This is a genomic window from Roseibaca sp. Y0-43 (assembly GCF_020667835.1).
GTDB lineage: Bacteria > Pseudomonadota > Alphaproteobacteria > Rhodobacterales > Rhodobacteraceae > Roseinatronobacter.
In genome coordinates, this window is the sequence record NZ_JAFMPR010000002.1 from 293,715 (window position 1) to 316,623 (window position 22,909).

The following is a 22,909-nucleotide window of genomic DNA, read 5'->3' on the forward strand; positions in this document are numbered from 1 at the left end:
CCTAGTCTAGCGCGCGCGCTTGCCAAGGGAAACGCCGATTCACGCCTGCGGGCCGTGTGACCCATGACTGCCGCCACAACAGGGCGCGGCTTTGCCAAGATGAAGCTGGTGCCGGGTCAGGAAATCCGTGACTGCTGTGGCATAATCGGCGGGCTTTTCAACATGGGGCAGATGCCCCGCCGGGCGCAACAGCGCGAATTCGGCACCGGGGATAAGGTCGATCGTTTCGCGCACCAGATCAGGCGGGGTGGACCCGTCGCGGTCGCCGGCAATGCCCAGCACGGGCAGGTGCAACGTGGCGGTGGTGGTGTAGAAATCGGTGCCCGCGATGGCCTGCGCGCAGCCCACCCAGCCTTCGACCGGGGTGGCGCAGAACATCTCCCGCCAGCGCGCAAAATCGGGCGTGGCGCGGAAAGTCGCGGTGAACCAGCGCGCCATGGTCGCGTCGGCCAGCGCCTCTAGCCCCTGCTCGCGGGCGGTCTTGGCGCGTTCTTGCCAAATGGCGGTGGTCGCAATGCGCGCGGCCGTGTTCGACAGGATCAGCGCACGGAACAGGTCTGGCCGTTTGACCGCCAGCCCCTGCGCCACCATACCACCAATGCTCAGGCCAAGGAAAACGCAAGGCCCAAGCGCCAGATGGTCCAGAAGCTGTTCGGTATCGCGCACAAGCTGGCCCATGGAATAGGGCGCGGGCGGAACGCTTGAGCGCCCATGCCCGCGCCGGTCATAGCGCAGGATGCGCAGGCCCTCGGGCAGATGCGGCAAAAGCGGATCCCACATCGCAAGCGTGCAGCCCAGAGAGTTCGACAACACCAGGGGCAGCCCGTCTTCGGGGCCGGTCAGTTCGTAATGAATATCGACGCCGTCAAGCCGGGCTATGGGCATCTGCCCCTCCATTGTTCAGCGCGCGCAGGAATATGTCACGGTCCACATTGCCACCTGTGGCGACCGCGATGACCGTGTCGCCCTCGACCGCGTCGGGCAGGAACAGCGCTGCCGCAAGCGCCACAGCGCCGCCCGGTTCCAGAACCAATTTCAGCCGCTCATAGGCCAGTGCCATGGCGGCCAGCGCCTGCGCGTCGCTGACCACCAGACCGGGGCCGCAAAGCCGCTGCAAGATGGGAAAGGTCAACTGCCCCGGCGCTTGCGTCAGGATCGCGTCGCACAGGCCCGGACGCGCCGCGTTCGGGGTGATCTGTCCGGCCCGAAGCGAGCGCGCCACATCGTCAAAGCCTTCGGGTTCCACCGGCCGCACGCGCAGCCCCGGCGCGCGCGCTTCCAGCGCCAGCGCGACGCCCGCCGTCAACCCGCCCCCGCCGCAGCAGACCAGCACATCGGCCCCGCGCGTATCGGTCTGGGCGGCAATCTCCAGCCCCACGGTTCCTTGCCCGGCGATGACGTGGCGGTTGTCGAACGGGTGGATCAGTTCCAGCCCCCGCGCGTGGGCCATCTCGGCGGCCAAGGCATCGCGGTCGGTGGTGGCGCGGTCATAGGTCACGACCTCTGCCCCCAAGGCGGCGGTATTGTCCAGCTTGATGCGCGGCGCGTCCGACGGCATCAGGATGACCGCCTTCAGCCCCAATTCGCGCGCGGCCAGTGCCACGCCCTGCGCATGGTTGCCCGATGACAGCGCGAGCACGCCCTCCGTGCCCTCTGGCAAGGCCGACAGGGCCGCGCGCGCGCCGCGATACTTGAAGCTGCCGGTATGTTGCAGGCACTCGGCCTTGACCAGAACGCGCCGCCCCGCAACGGCATCCAGAAAGGGCGAGGACAAAAGCGGCGTCACCCGCGCGTGGCCTGCAAGGCGCGCTTCGGCCGCAAGGATCAGATCGGGCGTCACAGGCACATCCCCAGCCATGTGTTGATCGCGCGCAACGATTCGGGTTCGTCCAAGAAGGGCACATGCCCGCGCCCCGGCACTTCTTCGACCACCATATCCGGGCGGTGGCGCATCATCTCGGCCAAGGTCGCGCTGCTGAGAAGCGTCGAGGTTGCGCCGCGAATGCAGGCCATGGGCAGCCCTTCGCAGGCATGGAACATCGACCACAGATCGCCCGCCCCACCGGCGCGCGCGGCCAGATAGGCGTCGCGCAGCGCGGGGTCATAGTTGATCTGCAAGCCTTGGTCGGTTTTCACGAAATGCTTGCGCGCCTCTGCCGCCCATCGGCTCGCGGGCGCGTCGAATTCCGGCATGGCGCGCGCGAGCGCCAGCGCCGCCTCTCCATAGCTATGGGCCGAAGGGTTGCGCCCGATATAGATGTCGATCTTGTCGAGACCCTTGGCTTCTATGACCGGGCCGATGTCGTTCAGGCACAGCCCGCGCAGCCGGTCCTTGGCGATGGCGGCCAGATACATGCCGATCAGCCCCCCGCGCGAGGTGCCAAGGATCGCCACCTGCTCCAACCCCAGATGGTCCAGCAGCGCCAGAACATCGGCGCCCTCCTGCGTGACGGTATAGGTCGCCGCGCCGGTCCAGTCCGATTTGCCCCGCCCGCGATAATCCAGCCTTATCAGCCGCAAGGGCGGCAGATGCGGGGCCAGATAGTCGAAATCGCTGCCATTGCGCGTCAGCCCCGACAGGCACAGAAGCGGGCGGCCATGGCCTTCGTCGGTGTAATGCAGCTCTGCCCCGTCGCCTGCGGTGAAAAACGGCATGTCACGCGCCCCCGATCATGTCGGGCAACGCGCGCAGGTCACGCGCTTCGGCATTGGGCGCGCCATGCAGGCGGTCCATGGGCGCGCCTGCGCGATTCACCCACAACGTGCGAAACCCGTAGGCCGCGCCCGAACAGATGTCCCACCCGTTGGACGACACGAACAAGACATCGGCGGGGGCGGTGCCAAAGCGCGCGCCGACCATGTCGTAAACCGCGGGCGCGGGTTTGAAGACGCCGACCTCATCGACCGACAGGACCGCGTCGAACACGCCCTCCAGCCCCGCAGAGGCAACGGCCTCTGCCAGCATATCGCGGCTTCCGTTCGACAGGATCGCAAGGCGGATGCCCTTGGCTTGCATGGCGCGCAGCACCTCGGGCACTTCCTCGAAGGTAGCCAAACGACGATAGAGGTCCAGAAGCCGCGCGCGCAGGGCCGCATCCTCTAGCCCCGCCGCGTCCAGCGACCAATCCAGCGCGTCTTGGGTGACTTGCCAGAAATCGGCATAGGCCCCCGCCAAGGAGCGCAGCCATGTATATTCCAACTGCTTGCGCCGCCAATCGGCGGACAGGCGCGGCCAATGCTGGGCCAAGGCACCGGCCCCCGGCTCGGTCGCAGCCATGCGCGCGGCGGCGTCCACGTCGAACAATGTCCCATAGGCATCGAATACGGCGAGTTTGGCCATGGCATTCCCTCTGCTATGGGCGAAACTTGGCACGGCATCGGGGGCAAGGAAAGCCCTGCCCTTCATCTTGCTACAAATACTCGTGGCGTGACGCGGCCCAAGGACAGCGCGGCCCGGTCAGCGGTTCAACTTGTCCAGTCGCGCCCGCACGCTCAGCCCATGCGCTTCAAGGCTTTCGCTGATCGCCAACCGCTCGGCAGCGGGGCCGATGGCGGCCAGCGCTTCGGGCGTCATGCGCGCAAGCGTGGTGCGTTTCATGAAATCCAGAACCGACAGACCCGACGAGAACCGTGCAGAGCGCGCGGTCGGCAGAACATGGTTCGGACCGCCCACATAGTCGCCAATCGCCTCTGGCGTCCAGTGGCCAAGGAAAACCGCGCCCGCGTGCTTGATCTGGTGCAAAAGCGCTTCGGGGTCGGCCACGCACAGTTCCAGATGTTCGGGCGCAATGCGGTCCGACAGCGCTGCCGCCTGCGCCAGATCCTGCACCACGATCACCGCGCCATAATCGCGCCAGCTTGGGCCGGCGATGGCGCGGCGTTCCAGCGTTTCCAGACGTTTGTCCACCGCTGCGGCCACGGCACGGCCAAAGGCTTCGTCGGTCGTAATCAGGATGGATTGCGCGCTCTCGTCATGTTCGGCCTGAGACAGCAGGTCCAGCGCGATCCAGTCGGGGTCGTTATCGGCATCTGCAATGACCAGAATTTCGGACGGCCCCGCGATCATGTCGATGCCCACGCGCCCGAAGACCCGGCGTTTGGCGGCTGCGACATAGGCATTGCCCGGCCCGGTGATCTTGTCCACGGGCGCAATGGTTTCGGTCCCATAGGCCATGGCCGCCACGGCCTGCGCGCCGCCGATGCGGTAGACGGTATCCACCCCCGCGATCTGCGCCGCCAGCAGCACCAGCGGGTTGACCACCCCGCCCGGCGTGGGCGCGCAGATGACCAGACGCTCCACGCCCGCGACCTGCGCCGGGATCGCGTTCATCAGGACCGAGGAAGGATAGCTGGCCAGCCCGCCCGGCACATAAAGGCCCGCCGCCGCGACCGGACCCCAGCGCCAGCCCAGTTCCGCGCCGGTGTCATCCGTCCAGCGCGCATCGGCGGGACGTTGGCGCGCGTGATAGGCGCGGATGCGTTCGGCGGCCAGTTCCAGCGCCGCGCGCTCATCGCTTGGCACTTTGGCCACTTCGGCGGCAATTTCTTCAGGCGAAAACGCAAGCGTTTCCGGCGTCAGATCCAGCTTGTCGAAACGCGCGGTCAACTCGATCACGGCGGCATCGCCACGCGCGCGCACATCGGCGATGATGGCGGCGACCGTGTCATCGACATCGACCGCCTCTTCGCGCTTGGCCGACAAAAGGGCCGTGAACGACGCCTCGAAATCGGGCGCGGTGGCGTTCAGGAAAACAGGCATGGTCCCGTCCTATTCGATCTTGTGGTCTGGTGCGCGGCGCGCGGGCGCGCGGTAGGGGCGCGTGACGTCAGATAGCACGACATCCACGCATTCAACCGACAGTTTGATCGCCCCGTCCCCCGCGAAGACAAGCGTGATCTCTCCCGTGCCGTCCGGGCCGGGGGTGAATTCTGCCGCCAGAAGCGACAAGACCGCGTCACGGTCGGTCGGGTCGATGCCCTGACGGGCCACGGCCAACACGTCATGCACGACCAGAAGCGCGCGCACCCGCTCGTAATCGCCCGCGCGCGCAGCGCGGTCGCGGTCTTCCCAGCGAAAACGGTTGAGCAGCAGCGCAAAGCGGCGGCGCGCAGCGTCATAGGTCATGTCCGGCCCGGTCAGAACCGCATCCTGCACAAGCGCCGAGATGACGCGCAGATCCTCGGCATCGAGCGCGGACAGCCGCAGCGGGCGCTCTGCCCCATCCTCGAACCGCGCGTCTTCGGTCATTTGCCGTATACCCGTTCGATCATCGCGCCGCAGGCGCCCAGTTTTTCCTCCACGCGCTCATACCCGCGATCCAGGTGGTAGACGCGGGCGACGGTGGTTTCCCCTTCGGCCGCCAAGCCCGCCAGGATGAGCGAGACAGAGGCCCGCAGATCGGTCGCCATCACAGGCGCACCGCGCAGCTTGGGCACGCCGGTGACGCGCGCGGTGCCGCCCTGCACGTCGATCTTTGCGCCCATGCGCATCAGCTCCGGCGCGTGCATGAAGCGATTCTCGAAAATCTTTTCTTCCAGCACCGACACGCCGTCGGCGGTGCACATCGCAGCCATGAATTGCGCCTGCAAATCGGTCGGAAAACCGGGGAAAGGTTCGGTCGTGACACTGACCGCGCGCAAACGGTCCACTTGGCGCGTGACCTTCAAGCCGCGCGCGGTTTCCACCACCTCGACCCCCGCCTGTTCCAGCTTGTCGACAAAAGCCTGCACAAGGTCCAGACGCCCGCCAAGGCATTCGACCGACCCGCCCGCGATGGCAGGGGCCAGCATGTAGGTGCCCAGCTCGATCCGGTCGGTGACAACCGGGTGCGTGGCCCCGCCAAGGCTGTTTACGCCGGTGATGGTGAGGGTTGATGTCCCCTCGCCCTCTATCTGTGCGCCCATGCGCTTCAGGCACTGCGCAAGGTCCACGATTTCCGGCTCGCGCGCGGCGTTTTCCAGAATCGTGGTGCCCTTGGCCAAGGTGGCCGCCATCAGCGCGTTTTCCGTGGCCCCGACAGACACGACGGGAAATTCGAACCGCGCGCCTTTCAGCCCGCCCGGAGCTTTCGCATGCACATAGCCGTCGCGCAGGTCCAGTTCCGCCCCAAGCGCTTCCAGCGCGCGTAGATGCAGGTCCACGGGCCGCGCGCCGATGGCGCAGCCACCGGGCAGCGACACGACCGCATGGCCGTCGCGCGCCAGCATCGGACCCAGAACAAGGATCGACGCGCGCATCTTGCGCACGATGTCGTAATCGGCGCGGTGGCTGGTCAGATCGTGGCTGGACAGCGCCAGAACCTGCCCGTCCTGCAAGCCCGCGACCTCTGCGCCGAGCGATTCCAGAAGGTCGGTCATCGTGCGGATATCCGACAGGCGCGGCGCATTGGTCAGCGTCAGCGGCTGGTCGGTCAGAAGCGTGGCGGGCATCAGCGTCAGGCAAGCGTTCTTCGCGCCCGCGATGGGGATTTGCCCATTGAGCGGGCCATTGCCCTTGACGACGATCGAATCCATGTGCTCTGCCCCTCGTTACGCTTGCTTGTCTGCGTTGTCATTTGCGTCCGCGCCAGAAGCAGATTGTGCCCCCCGCGCGCGCGCCTGCGCCTTGCGCTTGGCGATATTCGCTTTCATCGCGGCTTTCAACCGTTCGGCACGCGGATCGCGTGCGGCCTGTGACTTGGGCGCGGTATCGGACGCGGTCCGGGGCGAAAAACGAGGCGTGCGGCTGGTCATGGAAAAACTGTTAGCCCAAGATTGAAAATGCGTCCAGATAGGGGTTGCACCCCCGAAAATTTCGGACTACTCAGCGCGCCATGCTGCTGCTGTAGCTCAGTGGTAGAGCACTCCCTTGGTAAGGGAGAGGTCGACAGTTCAATCCTGTCCAGCAGCACCAGTTCTTCCCAGACATGACACTGCGCGCCACCTGCGCCGGGCGTGACCCGGCGCCTTGCGGTTGGCCATGTTGGCCGCGAGGCGCCGAGTCAAGCCCGGCGCAGGGTCAGCAGTCGTCGCGGTCGAGCAACCCAAGTCCCCGCAGGTATATCCCGATCCCCGATTCCAGCAGGTCTTCTGGCGAGAACGGCGCGCGCGCACCCGGTGCGCCGCGGGCATAAAGCTCGACGATCCCGTGGCTCATGGCGCTGACATGGGCCGCGAACATCTCTGTGGGGGGGCGCTTGTCGGCGGGGATGCGCGCCGACAGATCGCCCGCCGCACGCAACAGCACCGCATTCGCGCGCGAGGAAGCTGCCGCCAGCGCCGCCGTCGCGCGCGGCGAGAGGCCCGATTCGAACATGGCCACGTAATGTCCCGGATGCGCGCGGGCAAAGGCCAGATAGGCGCGGCCCACCGCCTCGAACGCGGCCAAGGGCGAGGGCTGGCCATCCTTGTAGGCGTATTCCAGCACATCCGCGAACAGCTCGAACCCCTGCACCGCCAGTTCGGTAATCAGGTCGTCGCGCCCGGTGAAATGGCGGTAGGGTGCCGCCGCCGACACATCGGCAAGCTTCGCGGCCTCTGCCATGGTAAAGCCCTGCGGCCCCCGCTCGGCAATCAGCTTCAGCGCGGCCTCGACCAGCGCCTGTTTCAGATTGCCATGATGGTAGCCGCGTTTGCTCATGCTGTTTCTTTACCGGGGAAATCGGCCAAGGGAAAACGGGTTTTGCAGCATCGGGCCAAGGCCAAGGCTTGCATAGCGCCCGCGAACTGACTAAGTGAGCGGTCGAGAGGCTGGCGCGGGCGAACGCCTTGCCAACCCGGTCAGGTCCGGAAGGAAGCAGCCGCAGCATTTTCCGTTCGGGTCGCTGTCCAGTCTCTCACCTTGTTCCCATCCCCATAAAATCCGTGACAGGCGCGCGAAAGCCGCGCTACCCTTGGTTGCATTCCGGCGCGCCCGCGCCGTGGCAATGGAGGATTACGATGACACGGGTATTTCTCGGCACCGCTTTCGCGGCTTTGGCGCTTGCCCTGCCCGCGCTTGCGCAGCAAAGTTCCGACATGGTCGCGCCCGAAATCGCGACCGATGTCGCGGCCGCTTTTCCCGGCCTGTCAGAGGCCGGCCAAGCCGCCCTCGCCGCGAAAGCGGCAGGCGAGAGCGTGACGGCGGAAAACTGGATGGTCGCCGCCGCCAACCCCTTGGCGGTCGAGGCGGGCACAAAGGTCTTGCGCGCGGGCGGCAGCGCCGCCGATGCCATGGTCGCCGTGCAGGCCGTCCTTGGGCTGGTAGAGCCGCAATCCTCTGGCCTTGGCGGTGGCGCGTTCCTTGTCTGGTACGACGCGGCCACGGGCGAAGTGACCACGCTGGACGGGCGCGAAACCGCGCCGATGGCCGCTGACCCGCGTTATTTTCTGGATGAAAACGGCGAACCGCTGGATTTCCGCACCGCCGTCGTCTCTGGCCGCTCTGTCGGCACGCCGGGCACGCCGCGCCTGATGGAGGACGCCCATCGCCGCTGGGGCCGCGCCAATTGGGCGGGGCTGTTTACCGATGCGATCATGCTGGCCGAAGGGGGTTTCACCGTCTCGCCACGCATGGCCGATTCGGTCGCGGGCGCGGCGGAAAGCCTGTCCGTGTTCCCGGCCACAGCCGCCTATTTCCTGCCCGGTGGCACCCCAGTTGCCGCGGGCGATACGCTGGTGAACGCAGCCTATGCCGACACGCTGCGCCAGATCGCAGCGCAGGGGGCGAACGCGTTCTACACCGGCGACATCGCCGCCGATATCGTCGCCGCAACCCGGACCGACGCCTTGCCGGGCCTTTTGTCGCTGACCGATCTGGTCAGCTACCGCGTGATCGAACGCCCGGCGGTCTGCTATACCTATCGCGGCCGTGATGTCTGCGGGATGGGGCCGCCTTCATCCGGGGCCGTTGCCGTCGCGCAGATCCTTGGGATGCTGGAGAATTTCGACCTGCCCAGCATGGACCCGCAAGCGGTGGAAACCCGCCGCCTGATGGGCGACGCCACGCGGCTCGCCTTTGCCGACCGGGGCCGCTATCTGGCCGATAGCGATTTCGTGCCGGTGCCGGTCAAGGGGCTGACCGACCGCGCCTATCTGGCGGGGCGGGCCGAGTTACTGCGCGGCGACGACGCGCTGCCAGAGGTCGCACCGGGCGAGCCTTCTTGGGACCACGCCATTCGCTGGGGTGATGACCGCAAGGTCGAGCGACCGGCGACCTCGCATATCTCTATCGTCGATGGCGATGGCAACGTGCTGTCCATGACCACGACCATCGAAAGCGGCTTCGGATCGCGGCTGTTCACGCGCGGCTTTCTGCTGAACAATGAACTGACCGATTTCTCGTTCCGCACCCATGACGGCGGCTATCCTATCGCCAACCGGGTGGAGCCGGGCAAACGCCCGCGCTCTTCCATGTCGCCGACCATCGTGTTGCAGGATGGCGCGCCGGTTCTGGCTATCGGCAGCCCCGGCGGGGCCACGATCATAGGCTACACCGCGCAAGCCATCATCGCGCATCTGGATTGGGGGATGGATGTGCAGGCGGCGGTGTCGATGCCGCATCTGGTCAACGCCTTCGGCACTTATAGCCTGGAAGAGGGCACATGGGCCGCTGATCTGGAAGCCCCCTTGCAAGAGCTGGGCTATCAGACCCGCGTCACCGCGCTGACCTCGGGCCTGCAAGCCATTGCCATTGGCGAGGGCTTGCGCGGCGGGGCCGATCCGCGCCGCGAGGGGATCGCGCTGGGCGACTAAATTGTAGCGGGCGGGGGATACCCCGCCCTGCCCTAGTTGGACAAATCGCTCAGGTAGCGAAACAGCGCATCGCCGCCGGACGGGTGCGCCACATGCATTCCGCTTTGCGCAAGCTCCGACCCGGTCATGGCGCGCAGGAACTGGTCCGGCCCGGCCAGGTAGGCCACGAAATTGTCGCGCGTCCAGCGCGCACCCGTGCGCGCCGCCGCTTCCAGATCGCGGCTATACAGGCGAAACTCGCTGTCGCCCGCCAGCGCACGCCCGGCCACACCATAAAGATTCGGCCCGGCCCGCCCCCCGCGCGCAAGAACGGTGCCATCGGGCGCTTCGACCCGGTGGCATGTCCGGCAATCGCGCCACAGGCTTTCATCGGCCAGCGCGGGCGCGCTGGACAGGACAAGACCGCACAGGGCAAGGAAAACAGGTTTCATAAGACTGCCTTTCTCCCGAACCCTAACAGGTTGCCCAAACCGTGCAAGCGCCATCAGGGCTTGAGCCGGTAACCTTTGCGAAACCACGTCCAGCACAGCGCCATCATGCCCAAGACTGAGGCTGTGACCACCACAAGCCCCAACCATGGCGAGGAATCGGATTGCCCGATCATCCCGTAGCGCGCCCCGTCGATCAGGTAGAAAACCGGGTTCACCTGGCTGAGCGCCGCCATGAAAGGCGGCAGCGTGGTGATGGAATAGAAGGTGCCCGACAGAAACGACAGCGGCACCACGATAAAATTGGTGATCGCCGCGATCTGGTCGAACTTGTTCGACAAGATACCCGCCGCGATGCCGATGGCCGACAAAAGTGCTGCCCCCAGCGTGACGAAGACCAGCAGCCAGACCGGGTGGGCGATCCCCTCGCCCAGCACGATCGCTTCGGCCAGCAGGATCACCACGCCCACCATCAGCCCGCGCGTGATGCCGCCGGCCATGTAGCCCAGCACCAGTTCCGCCGGGGACAGCGGCGGCATGAGCGTGTCGACGATATTGCCCTGCACCTTCGAGATGACGATGGACGAGGATGTGTTGGCAAAGGCGTTCTGGATGATGGTCATCATCAGGATACCCGGCGCAAGGAAGCTGATGAAGGGCACGCCCATCACCTCTCCGCGCATGGGGCCGATGGCCAGTGTGAACACCGCAAGGAACAACCCCGCCGTGACCAGCGGCGCGGCAAGGGTCTGGGTCCAGACCACCAGAAAGCGCATGATCTCGCGCTTGGCCAAGGCCCTCAGACCCAGCCAGTTCACGCGCCCGAAGCGGCGGGCGCCCATGTCGCGAAAGCCTGTTACATCCATCTCTGCTCTCCTTCCGGTCGTGCGGCCTGTGGTTTCGCCGATCGCGCATTGTATTTAGGCCGCGCGCCTTGTATTTCACCTGTCTGTCCCTAAACTTGGGGCAAGACAATTCCAAGGGGTCTGCCATGTCATGGACGGATGAGCGGGTCGAGCTGCTCAAGAAAATGTGGAACGAAGGGCATTCGGCCTCGACGATCGCCAAGGAACTGGGCGGCGTCACGCGCAATGCCGTGATCGGCAAGGTGCACCGTCTGGGCCTGTCAAACCGCAACGGCCCGGACAGCAGTAGCGACAAGCCGGAACCCGCCAGCCCCGCCGCGCCAGAGAAGGCGCCTGGCGTGGTCGATCTGGCGCAGGTCAAGGCAGAGCGCGCGGCCCAGCCCAAGCCCAAGGCCGCCCCCGCGCCGCAGCCCGAACCCGCCGCCGCCAAGGCAGAGCCAGAGGTCGAGGAAGACCCCGTCCCGACCTATACGCCCAAGCCGATCATCCCGGCGGGCCAGCCCTTGCCGCCGCAGCCCTCGGCCAATGAAATCGACCCCGAAGCGCTGGCCACCGTGCGCGAGGTCGAGAAGACGGCGATGAAACTGTCGCTTCTGGAACTGACAGAGCGCACCTGCAAATGGCCCATCGGCGACCCGGCCACCAGCGATTTCTGGTTCTGCGGTCTGCCGGTCAAGGCCGGCAAACCCTATTGCGAGGCGCATGTCGCCGTGGCCTTCCAGCCCATGAGCACACGGCGCGACCGCAAGCGCTAAGACTTGCGAGCGGCGCGCCATTCGGTGGGCGTCTGTCCGGTGACACGGCGAAACTCGCGGTTGAAATTCGACTTGGTCACGAAGCCCGCGTCGAACATGGCCTCGGTGGCGTTCGCGCCACCGGCAAGCGCGTCGCAGGCCGCCTTTACGCGAAACCCGTTCACATAGCGCGAGATATTGTCGCCGGTCACAAGATTGACCGCGATTGACAAGCGCTTGGCAGGCACCCCCAAGCGGCGGGCAAGCTGCGCCAGCGTCAGATCGGGCTCGCGCCAGGCCTGACGCTGGCGCATATGCTCTTCCAGCCGCACTACGAGTGCGTGATCGGCCTCTTCGGCGCTGGGTGCGGGCGTGGCACTGTCCGACGGCCCGGTGCTGACCGCCGACGCCCCCAACGCCAGCAGGCCCACGCCCAGCAAAAGCGCTGCGGTGAACAGATCCACGATCCGCGGCACCAATTGCTCATGGCCCGACAGGATCGCCCCGGCGATCACCAGGTCGCTTGCCGCCGACAGCGCCAGCGCCCCAGCCAAACCGGCCCAGAGCCGGCGCGGCGCGCCCGCATCAGACAGCCGCCCGCGCGGCACGTCTTGGCTGCGAGAGATGGACCACGCCAAGGCGGCGGCATAGCCAAGATAGGCCAGCGGCACCACCCCTTCCAAGAGTGGCGCGGCGTGCAGCTGAAGCCCCAGCGCCACGAGCGGCCCGGCCAGATGCCACCCATCGCGCGCGCCGGGGCGCAGGCCTAGCCCATCAGCTTTCCAGCCCAACCATGCAAGCGCGGGCAAGGCCATGGCCGACACCGGCTGCACCAAGCGCGCCTGCGCCAGACCGTAATGCAGTGCCAGCGCGACGATCACGGCTTGCACCGCCACCGCGCCCACCAACACCGCCAGCCATGACAGCCGCCCCTGCCCCAACACCATGCGCAGGAACAGGAATCCCAGGATCAGGCCCGAAATCAGTGGAAGCGGAAGCGTCACCATCCGGTTTGGGTAGTGCTGAAACCGGTTTTGCTCAAGCTGAAACCGGTTTCAGGGCGCGCGCGGGTTGGCGACGACGCTAGAGCAGGCAGGCATCCTGCAACACACGGAGACCCCATCATGCGCCATAGCCTTGCCACCCTTTGCCTTTCCTTTGCCGTGGCCGTCGCGCCCATCGCGTCACTGGCCGAAATCGCGGGCCTGCGCGAAGGTCACATGCCCGCGCCACATCACGGCCGCGATATGGCCTATGCGCTGTGGTATCCCGCGCAGCCCGGGGCGATCCCCATGCCGCATTTCGGCAACCCGGTCTTCCAGCCGATCCTTGCCGCGATAGATGCAACGCCCGCAGAGGGGCGCAATCCGCTGGTGCTTCTGTCGCATGGGCTGGGCGGGCATTACCGCTCGCTCGGCTGGCTGGCGACCGGGCTGGCCAAGGCAGGCGCGCTGGTGCTGGCGGTCAACCACCCGGAAAGCAGCTTCGGCGATTTCGACATGCAGGCGGGGCTACGCCACTGGACACGGGCACAAGACCTGCGATTGGCCCTCGATCACCTGCTGGCCGATCCCGTGTTCGGGCCATTGGTGGACCCCGAGCGCATTTCCGCAGTCGGGTTTTCCTATGGTGGCTGGACGGCGCTTGGGCTGGGCGGGCTGCGCGGCAATCTGGCCGGATATGCCGCCGCTTGCACCCTGCAGCCCACGCGGCATTGCGACGACATCGCCCGCGCCGGGGTCGATCTGGCGCAACTGGACGCAGCACTTTGGGATGGCGATCATTCCGACAGCCGCATCGGGCGCGTGGCCGCGATCGACCCCGGCCTGACCTATGGGCTGACGGCACAAGACGCGGCGGGGCTGCGCGTGCCCACGCTCTTGGTGCAGCTTGGCATGGGCACGGACCGGCTGGACGCGACCGATATCTCGGCGCAGGGCAGTTATCTGACCGCGCTTTTGCCAAGCGCCACTCTGGTCCAGATCGCACCCGCCGCGCATTTCTCTGTGCTGCCGCTCTGCACCGCGCAAGGGGCCGCGATCCTGCGCGACGAGGGGGATGACCCGGTCTGCACAGACCCCGACGGTGCCCTGCGCGCCGATATCCACGCGCAGGTTCTGACCGCTATGCGCGCGCATCTTGGGCTGGACTAGCCCAGCCGCGCGCTACCTGTAGATGACGCAACAGGGAAAGGAGAGACGATGACACGCATATTGACAGCCTCCACCGCCATTCTGGCGCTCATGGGCGGCGCGGCACTGGCCGACCCGCTGCCCTACAGCCAAGGCGAGCGCAGCTTCGAAGGCTATGTCGCAACGCCCGATGGCACACCGCGCGGCACCGTGCTGCTGGTGCATGATTGGGACGGCTTGACCGACCATGAACGCGCGCAGGCCGATGCGCTAGCGGCAGACGGCTACCTGGCCGTGGCGTTGGACCTGTTTGGCACCGACGCGGTGCTGGAAGGCATCGACGACTACCGCCGCGAAACCGGCGCGCTCTATGGCAACCGCGAGGAATTCCGGGCGCGCATCGCCGCCGGTGCCGAAGCCGCGGGCGCATTGGAAGGTGCCGACGCCATGGTGATCGCGGGCTATTGCTTTGGCGGCGCGGCGGCTTTGGAAGCTGCGCGCGCGGGGCTGGACATGGCGGGTTTCGTCAGCTTCCACGGCGGGCTTGGCACGCCAGAGGGGCAGGATTACAGCGCCACCCCCGCCCCGGTTCTGGTGCTGCACGGCTCCGCCGACCCGGTGTCGGGCATGGCGGATCTTGCCGCGCTGATGGACGAATTGCAGGAAGCGGGCGTGGCCCATGAGGCGCGCATCTTCGGCGGCGCGCGGCACTCCTTCACCGTGCCCACATCGGGCGACTGGGATCCAGAGGCGAATGCCGGCGCGCAAGCGGCGTTTCGCGAGTTTCTCGCCGCGCGGTTCTAAATGCCGTAGGGTGCGTGCTCAGCACGCACCCTACCCCGTTCGGGCATGCGATTACGCTCCGTAAGGCACCCAGATCGTTTTGACCTGCACCATGGCCTCCAGCCAGTCACGCCCTTGGCCTTTGGGGGCGTTCCAGACCGGCTTCAAATTGCCCGCGCTCTCTGCCTCGACAATCTGCGCCACGGTGGGCTGCGCGCAGGCAATGGCCGCCACATCGTCATGGCCCGCCAGCGCTTTCGCAAGCTCTGCCACCGGCCCGCTGACGATATTCACCACCCCGCCCGGCACATCGGATGCGCCCAGCATCGGCCCAAGTTCCAACGCTGCCAAGGGGTTGGCCTGCGAAGCCACGACCACCACGCGGTTGCCCATCGCAATCGCGGGCAGGATCAGCGACAGCGCGCCCAGAAGCGGCGCTTCCTCGGCGCAGATCAGGCCCATCACGCCGAAGGGCTCGCGCATGGCCAGCGTGACATGGGCGCTTTGGGTATTGTGCACCGCGCCCGACAGCTTGTCGGCCCAAGCGGCGTAATACATCACGCGGGCAATGCTTGCGTCGATCTCGTCCATCGGCACCAGTGCCGCCAGCCCGTCGCGGTGGTGGTCGAGCGTCTCGGCCAGGAAATACAGCACTTGCGCGCGCTGGTGGCCGCTCATCTTGCCCCAGCCGCTGGCCTTGTGGGCGGCTTCCACGGCGTTGCGGATATCCTTGCGGTTGCCCAAGGGCGCATGTCCCAGCCGTTTGGCCCCTGACAGAACCGACCAGCTTGCGCCGCCATCCGCGCGTTTCTGCGCGCCGCCGATATAGAGCTTGTGGGTCCGGTCCAGCCCATCGGGCGTGCCCTTGCCGGGGAGCGGGTCGATCACGCCGGGGGCCGCGCCCTGCACCGGGTCGCCCTTGCGCAGATAGGCCGCCATCCCCTCGCGCGCGCCCTCGCGCCCGAAGCCCGACGCGCGCATCCCGCCAAAGGGGGCGTTTGCGTCGAACATGTTGGTTGCGTTTATCCAGACCACGCCCGCTTTGACTTGTGCTGCCAAGTCCATGGCAACAGTCAGGTTTTCCGACCAGATGCTGGCCGCCAGCCCGTAACGGGTGGCATTCGCCAGCTCTAACGCTTCGGGCGGCGTGCGGAAGGTCTGCAACGTGACCACGGGGCCAAAGATTTCCTCGGCAACACAGGGGTTTGCGGGCGACACTTCATCCAGCAGGATCGGCGGGCAGAAGCAGCCCTCGGGGGCTGTACCCTCATGCACGACCGCACCCGCCGCAACCCCTTGGGCCACCAGATCGCGGATGCGCGCCAGTTGGGCCGGGCTGACGACTGCGCCAATGTCGGTCGATTTATCCAGCGGGTCGCCCACGCGCAGCGTTTTCATGCGCGAAATCAGGCGCTTGCGGAACGTCTCTGCCACGCTTTCGGCCACCAAGATGCGGGTGCCAGCACAGCAAACTTCGCCCTGGTTGAACCAGACCGCATCGACCACCCCTTCAACGGCAGCGTCCAGATCGGCATCCGCCATCACGATGAAGGGCGATTTGCCGCCCAATTCCAGCGTCAGCGCCTTGCCAGAGCCGGCAGTCGCGCGGCGGATGACTTGGCCCACCTCGGTCGAGCCGGTGAAGGCGATCTTGTTCACATCCGGATGCGCGACCAGCGCCGCCCCCGTCGCGCCGTCGCCCGTCACGATATTCACCACGCCCGGCGGCACCCCTGCTTCAAGGCAAATCTCGGCGAACAAAAGCGCTGTCAACGGCGTGTCTTCGGCGGGTTTCAGCACGACGCTATTGCCCGCCGCCAAAGCGGGGGCCACTTTCCACGCCAACATCAGCAGCGGAAAGTTCCACGGGATGATCTGGCCGCAAACGCCATGCGCGCGGGCACCAGGGAATTCATCGGACAGAAGCGTGGCCCAACCTGCGTGATGGTAGAAATGCCGCGCAACCAGCGGGATGTCGATGTCGCGGGTTTCCCGAATGGGTTTGCCATTGTCGAGCGTTTCCAGCACGGCGAACAGCCGCTCGCGTTTCTGGATTTGGCGCGCCAAGGCGTAAAGCACGCGGGCGCGCAGCGCGGGGTCAGCCTCCCACGCGGGTTGCGCCTTGCGTGCGGCCTGAACGGCGGCATCCACATCGGCGTCACTGGCTTGCGTGACCTGCGCCAGACCCTCGTCCCGCGCCGGGTCGCGCACGTCGAACAGCGTGCCCGGCGCGGTAAAATCACCGCCGATGAACAGGCCAAAGGGCGCGCGGGTCAGCCACTCGCGGGCGGCAGCGGCGCTTTCAGGGGCGGGACCATAGGCCATGGTTTCCAAAATCTCCGGTATCGACGGCATGGTATCCTCTTAGGCCAGCGCGTGGCGGTGGCTGGCGGCGTAGCGGCCTGTGACATGGTGTTCCAACTGGCGCTCGATATCCGCGAGCATCGAAGACGCGCCCAGACGGAACAGACCCGGTCGCAGCCAGTCGCGGCCCAGTTCCTCGGCCATCAGAACCTGCCAGTTCAGCGCGTCCTTGGCGGTTTTCATGCCGCCCGCAGGTTTGAACCCCACGATATTACCCGTGGCATCGCCATGGTCGCGGATCGCGCGGCACATGGTCAGGCCCACGGGCAAGGTGGCGTTCACGCCCTCTTTCCCGGTCGAGGTCTTGATGAAATCCGCCCCCGCCTGCATGGCGACCATGGAGGCCGCGTAGACATTCGTCAGCGTGCCCAGATCGCCGGTCGCAAGGATCGCTTTCATATGGGCCGCGCCGCAGGCCTCTTTCATGGCGGCAATCTCGTCATAAAGCGCCGACCAGTTGCCCCCCAGCACATGCGCGCGGGTGATGACGATGTCGATCTCTTCCGCGCCCTGCTCCACCGCGTAGCGAATTTCCGCCAAGCGCAGGTCCAGGGGCATCAGCCCCGCCGGAAAGCCCGTGGCGACAGAGGCCACGGGAATGCCCGTGCCATCCAACGCCTGCACCGCCGTTGCAACCATGGTGGGATAGACGCAAACCGCGCCCGTTCTGGGCATCTCCGCCAACCCCAACCCGGCCACGATATGATCGGCCAAGGGACGGCGCGCCTTGGCGCACAGGCGGCGCACGCGGTCGGGCGTGTCATCGCCCGCCAGCGTCGTCAGGTCCATGCAGGCAATCGCGTTCAAAAGCCACGCCGCCTGATGCGCGCCCTTGATCGAGCGACGCGCGACCAGCGACGCCGCGCGCCGCTCGGCGGCGGGGCGGTTGACGGCGCGAAAGGCGTCCGTGTTCAGCGTGGTGGCGGGGTTTTGCGGGTGGTCCATCTGGTGCCTGTCGGTCATCTTTGCCCCACTATGGCCGCGCAGGCCAGCACGGGCAATGCCCATTTGCCCAAGCCCCGCGCTTGACCTTGCGCCAGCGTGCAACAGTTGACGTGGGCGCGCATTGGGCATATCCGACAACTGCGCTTGGGTTTCACCAGCCGCGAAGGGAATGGGCCATGAACACATTGCCGAAATCGCTCAGCTTCAAGATGCCGGCAGAGGCGACGCCGACGGGTTTTCGTCCAGCACCGCAAAAGGTGCTTCTATCGGTCGACCGCCTGCGCAAGCATTTCACGGCGGGCGAAGCGCCGGCGGTGGAACGCGCCAGCTTTTCGTTGGGCGAGGGTGAGATGCTGGCGCTCTTGGGCCCGTCCGGCTGCGGCAAGACCACCACGCTGCGCATGATCGGCGGGTTCGAGGAACCGGATGAAGGCCGCATCCTGCTGCGCGACAAGGACATCACCCATGCCACGCCCGAAGCGCGCGGCATTGGCTTCGTGTTCCAGGATTACGCGCTCTTTCCGCATCTGACCGTTCTGGACAACGTGAAATTCGGCCTGCGCAAGCTGAAACGCGCCGAGGCCGAAGCCCGCGCGCATGAGATGCTGCGCCTTGTCGGGCTGGACGGGCTGGCCAAGCGCCGCCCGCATGAATTGTCGGGCGGCCAGCAACAGCGCGTGGCGCTGGCGCGCACGCTTGCCATGGCCCCGCCCCTTGTGCTGATGGACGAACCCTTCTCGAACCTCGATGCCGCGATGCGGGTGGAAACCCGCCAAGAGGTGCGCAAATTGCTGAAAGCCACGGGCGCGGCCGGCATTATCGTGACCCATGACCAGGAAGAGGCGATGGCGGTCGCCGACCGCATTGCGGTGATGGAAGCGGGGCGCATTGTCCAGATCGGCACCCCGGACGAGATTTACCGCTACCCGGTATCGGCCTTTGTCGCGTCCTTCATCGGGCGCTCGAACCTGCTGACGGGCAACGCGAACGGCATGGAAGTGACCACCGAATTCGGCAACCTGCCCCTGTCGCGCGCGGCCAATGGCGCGGTCACGCTGTCGGTGCGGCCCGAACAGATCATGCTGGAAGCCGACCCCAATGGCCCGGCATCGGTCGTGGGGCGCGAATTCCGGGGCCATGACCAGCTTTACTGGGTGCAGGAAGGCGAGCGCTGCATGCAGGTCATTTCCGGCGCGGGCGCGACGATCGAGGTGGGCCAGCGCGTGCGCCTGCGCATCTGCGATTGCGTCGTGCCGCTGGCATAAGGCTTTCCTTCCCGGCGCAGCCGGTGTAAGGCGCGCGCTGACCCAGATAGCCCGGAGCGATCACCATGCAAGGCAGCGCAAATCTCAACGTCATGATCCAGGCCGCGCGCAAGGCGGGCCGGATGCTGGTCAAGGATTTCCGCGAGGTCGAGAACTTGCAGGCTTCCGCGAAATCGGCGGGCGATTTCGTCAGCCGCGCCGATACGGCGGTCGAGGCCGCGATCCGCGAAATCCTGACCGAAGCGCGCCCCAATTACGGCTGGCTGGGCGAGGAATCGGCCCCCGTAGAGGGCAAAGACCCCACCCGCCGCTGGATCGTGGACCCGCTGGACGGCACCACGAATTTCCTGCACGGGATGCCGCATTGGGCCGTATCCATCGCGCTGGAATTCAAGGGCGAGATCGTTGCGGGCGTGGTGTTCGACCCAGCGAAAGACGAGATGTTCATCGCCGAGAAAGGCGCGGGCGCATTCATGAACGGCACTCGCCTGCGCGTGTCGAACCGGGGCACGATGTCCGAATGCGTGTTCGCAACCGGCATTCCCTTTGGCGCGAAACGCACCCTGCCCGCGATGTTGCACGATTTGGCCCAAGTGACCCCCGCCAGTGCCGGTGTGCGGCAATGGGGGGCGGCGTCGCTGGACCTGGCCTATGTGGCCGCGGGCCGGTTCGATGGGTTCTGGGAGCGCGAATTGCAGCCATGGGACATGGCCGCCGGGATGCTTCTGGTGCGCGAGGCGGGCGGCTTTACCGGCCCCATCCGCGAGGGCGAAGGCATTTTCGACCGCGGCGAGATCATCGCCGCCAATGCCGAGATTTTCGAGCGTTTCACCAAGACACTGCGCAAGCGGCCCGCGTAAGGGCCGCGTCAGGCGTTGGACAGCGCATCTACCCGCGCCGCCAGCCAATCCAGATCGGGGTCGCGCAGGCCCAGATCGGTCAGATGGCGCGCAGTGTTCACAAGGTAGTCGCGGTTCGCACCGCGCCCGCCGACCGCGCGGGCGATGATCTGCGCCTGCTCTTCCAAGGGCAGACCGCCGCAATATTGCTCATGTGCGCGGTCGATGACATAGGTCACGGCTTGCACCGCTTCCCCGCCATCCAAGGTGATCGACACCACCCGTTCCAGATAGGCGGCCGAGATCAGCTCGCGCGCGCGCAGGTATTCCAGCGTTTCCTCTGCGATGCGGCCATCGACCTCGAAGGCCAGCCCCTCGCAAGCGCCCGGCCCCTCGTCCAGCGCCAGCACAAGCCCCGGCGCGTCGGGCGTGCCGCGATGGTGGATCGAGCGCATGCAGAAGCTGCGCTCATACCCTTCCAGCCGCGCGATGCGGGTTTGGCCATGGGCAAAACCGGGGTTCCAGATCAGCGATCCGTAACCGAAAATCCATAACGTGTCGGGCATGGTCTGGCTCCTGTCACCTCTGGCGGTGTAGAGAGGATTCGGGCCAAGGTCAAAAGGGGGGCTGATGCGCGCGATTATCTGGGGATTGGGTCTGGGCGCGCTGTTCTGCGGCTGGTGGTTCGGCGCGGCTGCGCTGTTGCGCGCGACCCCCGCGCATCTGGCCCCGCGCGGGGTCGAAATACAGGCGCTGGAGGTGTCGGGCTTTCCCAGCGCATTCGATCTGCGGCTGGACGCCCCCGCCCTGCCCGCGCGCGGCTGGCGCGCCGATTGGGCGGCGCTTTCGGTGCCCAGTTATTGGCCCTTCTCTGCCCAAGGCACGGTGTCGGGAGAGCAGACTATCGCGCGGCGCGGCGCGGAGTGGCGGCTGGACGGCGCGGATATGCCGGTGGCCGTCGCACTCTCGACCGGGCTAGCAGTGGAAAGCGCCGCACTCGACGGCCAAGACATACGCTTGAGCGGGCCGCTCGCGGCAACGCTCGACACGCTGGCACTGCGGCTGGACCGGGCAGAGGCAGCGGAGAACTACGCGCTGGCGCTGGACATGACGGGGCTGACGATGGCCCCATTGGGCCAGAGGCTGGACAATGCCAGCTTGCGCGCGCACCTGAGCTATGCGATCCCGTTGCGCCTGACCGCGCCCGGCACCTTGGCAGAAATCGAGCTGCGTGACGCGCGCTTCGTCAGCGGCCCCTCGACAGCAGAACTTGCGGGCACCCTGACCCGCCGCAGCGATGGCTTGTGGGGTGGCGCGCTGTCGCTGAGCATCACCAACTGGCAACCCATCATGGCCGCGCTTGCCCAAAGCGGGGCGCTGCCGCCAGACCAGGCGCCTTTGGTGATGATGATGGCGCAAGGCATGAGCGATGGCGACACGCTGACCCTGCCGCTTGCCGTGACAGGGTCGATCCTAAGCCTTGGCCCGATCCCGCTTCTGGACCTTGGCCGCCTGTAGCCGCAGCCTGCGCGCCGCCAAAACGGCCAGCGCCGCGCCCAACGCATTCGCCGCCAGATCGGCCCATTCCGCGCTGCGCCCGAAACCCGGCTGCAACAGTTCCGTCACGCCGCTGAACGCCACCACGACCGCCCAGACGCCCCAAGCCCACCGCGCAGGCAGGCCCAGCATGGCGGGCAAGGCTACGCTGAAAAACATGGAGGCATGAACGAATTTGTCGAAGAACGGCACCGGAAAGGGTTTTCCGGGCAGCGCGGGCATCAGCAGCAGGCTGGTCACGATCGCGGCCAGCACAAGCGACAGGGCGCATCCAATCAGGGCGGAACGGGTCAAATCGGGCCTCCGGGGTTTGGGGCAGATGTCCCGCCCCGCGCCCCCAAGGTCAAGCCGAAAGCGCCGCCGGCGACGCGCTTGTGCGCACAAGGCGCGTGACACGCTCTAGCGCGCGCTCTTCCAACTGGCGCACGCGCTCCTTGGAAATGCCCAGATCCGCGCCGATCTCTGCCAGCGTGCGGGGGCTGTCGCTCAGATGCCGCTCGACGATGATGCGTTGCTCGCGCTCTGGCAGGGTTTGCACCGCGCCATACAGCAGTTTGCGGCGGCGGCGGTCTTCCAGATCGCCCAGCACGCGCTCTTCGGTGGGTGCGGTGTCATCGGCGATGGCATCCATCCAGTCGCGCCCGTCCTCGCTGCCCGATTGCGGGGTGTTCAGCGACAGATCGTGCCCCGACATGCGCCCCAGCATGATCTGCACCTGTTCCTCGGGCACATCCAGCGCACGCGCGACCGAGGATGACAAGGCTTCAGTGCGGATCTCTCCGTCCTCCATCTTGGCCAGCGTCCGGCGCAGGTGGAAAAACAGCTTCTTTTGCGCGGCGTTGGTGGCGGTGCGCACCACCGACCAGTTGCGCATGACATATTCCTGCATCGACGCCCGAATCCACCATGCCGCATAGGTCGAGAAGCGCGCGCCGTTTTCGGGGTCGTATTTCTCTGCCGCGCGCATCAGGCCCAGATTCCCCTGCTGGATCAGGTCATCCAGCGGAAAGCCATAGCGCCGAAACCGCCCCGCAACCGACACGGCCAGCCGGGTATAGGCGGTAATCAACTTGTGCAGCGCGGCCTCGTCACGCTTGTCGCGCCATGCCAGCGCCAACGCGTGTTCGGTTTCGACATCCAGCATATCCTGCGCCATCGCGTTGCGAATGAACCGGCTGGTGAAAGGGTCACGAGCAGATGTGGCGGCGGACATATCGGTCATCTCCCTTATGGTAGCGTTTCGAAACTATATCGAGTCGCTACCACTTATCCGGCAGACTTGTCA

Annotated in this window: 24 protein-coding genes, 1 tRNA gene and 1 other RNA gene; 9 read left to right on the forward strand and 17 right to left on the reverse strand. The window is 66.4% G+C overall.

Going from position 1 to position 22,909, the window contains the following annotated elements:
• Window positions 1-39: 39 nt before the first annotated feature.
• From pcaD to J1C52_RS03750, 8 genes are all read right to left on the reverse strand, one after another.
• Window positions 40-885, reverse strand: coding sequence for a 3-oxoadipate enol-lactonase (gene pcaD, locus J1C52_RS03715; RefSeq protein ID WP_227426579.1), 846 nt, complete (start codon window positions 883-885; stop codon window positions 40-42).
• Window positions 866-1,858 carry a threonine ammonia-lyase gene (locus J1C52_RS03720; protein ID WP_227426580.1) on the reverse strand — a complete coding sequence of 331 codons (993 nt, stop codon included), beginning with the start codon at window positions 1,856-1,858 and terminating at the stop codon, window positions 866-868. Before J1C52_RS03720 ends, pcaD begins: the two co-directional genes overlap by 20 nt.
• A complete protein-coding gene (locus tag J1C52_RS03725) occupies window positions 1,837-2,655 on the reverse strand; it encodes an alpha/beta fold hydrolase (RefSeq protein ID WP_227426581.1) in 819 nt (272 codons plus the stop codon). Before J1C52_RS03725 ends, J1C52_RS03720 begins: the two co-directional genes overlap by 22 nt.
• 1 nt (window position 2,656) lies before the next feature.
• Window positions 2,657-3,340, reverse strand: a complete 684-nt coding sequence (locus J1C52_RS03730) for a haloacid dehalogenase type II (protein ID WP_227426582.1) — start codon at window positions 3,338-3,340, stop codon at window positions 2,657-2,659.
• 117 nt (window positions 3,341-3,457) lie between these two features.
• Window positions 3,458-4,759, reverse strand: a complete 1,302-nt coding sequence (gene hisD / locus J1C52_RS03735) for a histidinol dehydrogenase (protein WP_227426583.1) — start codon at window positions 4,757-4,759, stop codon at window positions 3,458-3,460.
• A 9-nt stretch (window positions 4,760-4,768) separates the two neighbouring features.
• Window positions 4,769-5,248, reverse strand: coding sequence for a DUF2948 family protein (locus J1C52_RS03740; protein WP_227426584.1), 480 nt, complete (start codon window positions 5,246-5,248; stop codon window positions 4,769-4,771).
• Complete coding sequence (gene murA / locus J1C52_RS03745; protein WP_227426585.1) at window positions 5,245-6,513, reverse strand: UDP-N-acetylglucosamine 1-carboxyvinyltransferase; 1,269 nt, start codon at window positions 6,511-6,513, stop codon at window positions 5,245-5,247. Before murA ends, J1C52_RS03740 begins: the two co-directional genes overlap by 4 nt.
• Before the next feature lie 15 nt (window positions 6,514-6,528).
• Window positions 6,529-6,732, reverse strand: coding sequence for a hypothetical protein (locus tag J1C52_RS03750; protein WP_227426586.1), 204 nt, complete (start codon window positions 6,730-6,732; stop codon window positions 6,529-6,531).
• An 85-nt stretch (window positions 6,733-6,817) separates the two neighbouring features.
• Here J1C52_RS03750 and J1C52_RS03755 point away from each other — a divergent pair.
• Window positions 6,818-6,892 (forward strand) — tRNA-Thr (locus J1C52_RS03755).
• 105 nt (window positions 6,893-6,997) lie between these two features.
• Here the strand turns inward: J1C52_RS03755 and J1C52_RS03760 are convergent.
• Entirely contained in the window at window positions 6,998-7,618 is a 621-nt protein-coding gene (locus tag J1C52_RS03760) for a TetR/AcrR family transcriptional regulator (RefSeq protein ID WP_227426587.1), read from the reverse strand.
• A 103-nt stretch (window positions 7,619-7,721) separates the two neighbouring features.
• Between J1C52_RS03760 and ffs the strand changes: the two genes are divergently transcribed.
• Both ffs and ggt read left to right on the forward strand, forming a co-directional pair.
• An RNA gene (gene ffs, locus J1C52_RS03765) (signal recognition particle sRNA small type) lies at window positions 7,722-7,820 on the forward strand.
• Between the two features lie 97 nt (window positions 7,821-7,917).
• Complete coding sequence (ggt, locus tag J1C52_RS03770) at window positions 7,918-9,711, forward strand: gamma-glutamyltransferase (protein WP_227426588.1); 1,794 nt, start codon at window positions 7,918-7,920, stop codon at window positions 9,709-9,711.
• 32 nt (window positions 9,712-9,743) lie between these two features.
• On the opposite strand, the gene J1C52_RS03775 is transcribed toward ggt, so the two are convergent.
• Window positions 9,744-10,142 (reverse strand): c-type cytochrome, encoded by a 399-nt coding sequence (locus tag J1C52_RS03775; protein WP_227426589.1) that lies wholly within the window; start codon window positions 10,140-10,142, stop codon window positions 9,744-9,746.
• A 53-nt stretch (window positions 10,143-10,195) separates the two neighbouring features.
• The gene (locus J1C52_RS03780; RefSeq protein ID WP_227426590.1) at window positions 10,196-11,005 is read right to left on the reverse strand and encodes an ABC transporter permease; all 810 of its coding nucleotides are present in this window, start codon (window positions 11,003-11,005) and stop codon (window positions 10,196-10,198) included.
• Between the two features lie 125 nt (window positions 11,006-11,130).
• Here J1C52_RS03780 and J1C52_RS03785 point away from each other — a divergent pair, with 125 nt between their 5' ends.
• On the forward strand, window positions 11,131-11,760 hold the full coding sequence (locus J1C52_RS03785) for a GcrA family cell cycle regulator (protein WP_227426591.1): 630 nt from the start codon (window positions 11,131-11,133) through the stop codon (window positions 11,758-11,760).
• Here the strand turns inward: J1C52_RS03785 and J1C52_RS03790 are convergent.
• A complete protein-coding gene (locus J1C52_RS03790; RefSeq protein ID WP_227426592.1) occupies window positions 11,757-12,746 on the reverse strand; it encodes a helix-turn-helix domain-containing protein in 990 nt (329 codons plus the stop codon). The two genes, J1C52_RS03785 and J1C52_RS03790, sit on opposite strands and share 4 nt — an antisense overlap.
• 117 nt (window positions 12,747-12,863) lie before the next feature.
• Here J1C52_RS03790 and J1C52_RS03795 point away from each other — a divergent pair, with 117 nt between their 5' ends.
• Both J1C52_RS03795 and J1C52_RS03800 read left to right on the forward strand, forming a co-directional pair.
• The gene (locus tag J1C52_RS03795; RefSeq protein WP_227426593.1) at window positions 12,864-13,892 is read left to right on the forward strand and encodes an alpha/beta hydrolase family protein; all 1,029 of its coding nucleotides are present in this window, start codon (window positions 12,864-12,866) and stop codon (window positions 13,890-13,892) included.
• A 48-nt stretch (window positions 13,893-13,940) separates the two neighbouring features.
• On the forward strand, window positions 13,941-14,675 hold the full coding sequence (locus J1C52_RS03800) for a dienelactone hydrolase family protein (protein ID WP_227426594.1): 735 nt from the start codon (window positions 13,941-13,943) through the stop codon (window positions 14,673-14,675).
• 51 nt (window positions 14,676-14,726) lie between these two features.
• On the opposite strand, the gene J1C52_RS03805 is transcribed toward J1C52_RS03800, so the two are convergent.
• Complete coding sequence (locus J1C52_RS03805) at window positions 14,727-17,009, reverse strand: aldehyde dehydrogenase family protein (protein WP_227426595.1); 2,283 nt, start codon at window positions 17,007-17,009, stop codon at window positions 14,727-14,729.
• Window positions 17,010-17,018: 9 nt separating this feature from the next.
• The gene (deoC, locus tag J1C52_RS03810) at window positions 17,019-17,963 is read right to left on the reverse strand and encodes a deoxyribose-phosphate aldolase (RefSeq protein WP_227426668.1); all 945 of its coding nucleotides are present in this window, start codon (window positions 17,961-17,963) and stop codon (window positions 17,019-17,021) included.
• A 176-nt stretch (window positions 17,964-18,139) separates the two neighbouring features.
• On the opposite strand from deoC, the gene J1C52_RS03815 reads away from it, so the two are divergent.
• Window positions 18,140-19,228 carry an ABC transporter ATP-binding protein gene (locus J1C52_RS03815; protein ID WP_227426596.1) on the forward strand — a complete coding sequence of 363 codons (1,089 nt, stop codon included), beginning with the start codon at window positions 18,140-18,142 and terminating at the stop codon, window positions 19,226-19,228.
• Between the two features lie 65 nt (window positions 19,229-19,293).
• Window positions 19,294-20,088 (forward strand): inositol monophosphatase family protein, encoded by a 795-nt coding sequence (locus J1C52_RS03820; RefSeq protein WP_227426597.1) that lies wholly within the window; start codon window positions 19,294-19,296, stop codon window positions 20,086-20,088.
• Between the two features lie 8 nt (window positions 20,089-20,096).
• On the opposite strand, the gene J1C52_RS03825 is transcribed toward J1C52_RS03820, so the two are convergent.
• Window positions 20,097-20,633: a gamma-glutamylcyclotransferase gene (locus J1C52_RS03825; protein ID WP_227426598.1), complete on the reverse strand. Its 537-nt coding sequence runs from the start codon at window positions 20,631-20,633 to the stop codon at window positions 20,097-20,099.
• Window positions 20,634-20,697: 64 nt separating this feature from the next.
• On the opposite strand from J1C52_RS03825, the gene J1C52_RS03830 reads away from it, so the two are divergent.
• A complete protein-coding gene (locus tag J1C52_RS03830) occupies window positions 20,698-21,585 on the forward strand; it encodes a DUF2125 domain-containing protein (RefSeq protein WP_227426599.1) in 888 nt (295 codons plus the stop codon).
• Here the strand turns inward: J1C52_RS03830 and J1C52_RS03835 are convergent.
• Both J1C52_RS03835 and J1C52_RS03840 read right to left on the reverse strand, forming a co-directional pair.
• Window positions 21,541-21,918 (reverse strand): VanZ family protein, encoded by a 378-nt coding sequence (locus J1C52_RS03835; protein WP_227426600.1) that lies wholly within the window; start codon window positions 21,916-21,918, stop codon window positions 21,541-21,543. The genes J1C52_RS03830 and J1C52_RS03835 overlap by 45 nt on opposite strands.
• A gap of 49 nt (window positions 21,919-21,967) precedes the next feature.
• A complete protein-coding gene (locus J1C52_RS03840) occupies window positions 21,968-22,837 on the reverse strand; it encodes an RNA polymerase factor sigma-32 (RefSeq protein WP_227426601.1) in 870 nt (289 codons plus the stop codon).
• Window positions 22,838-22,909: the final 72 nt, after the last annotated feature.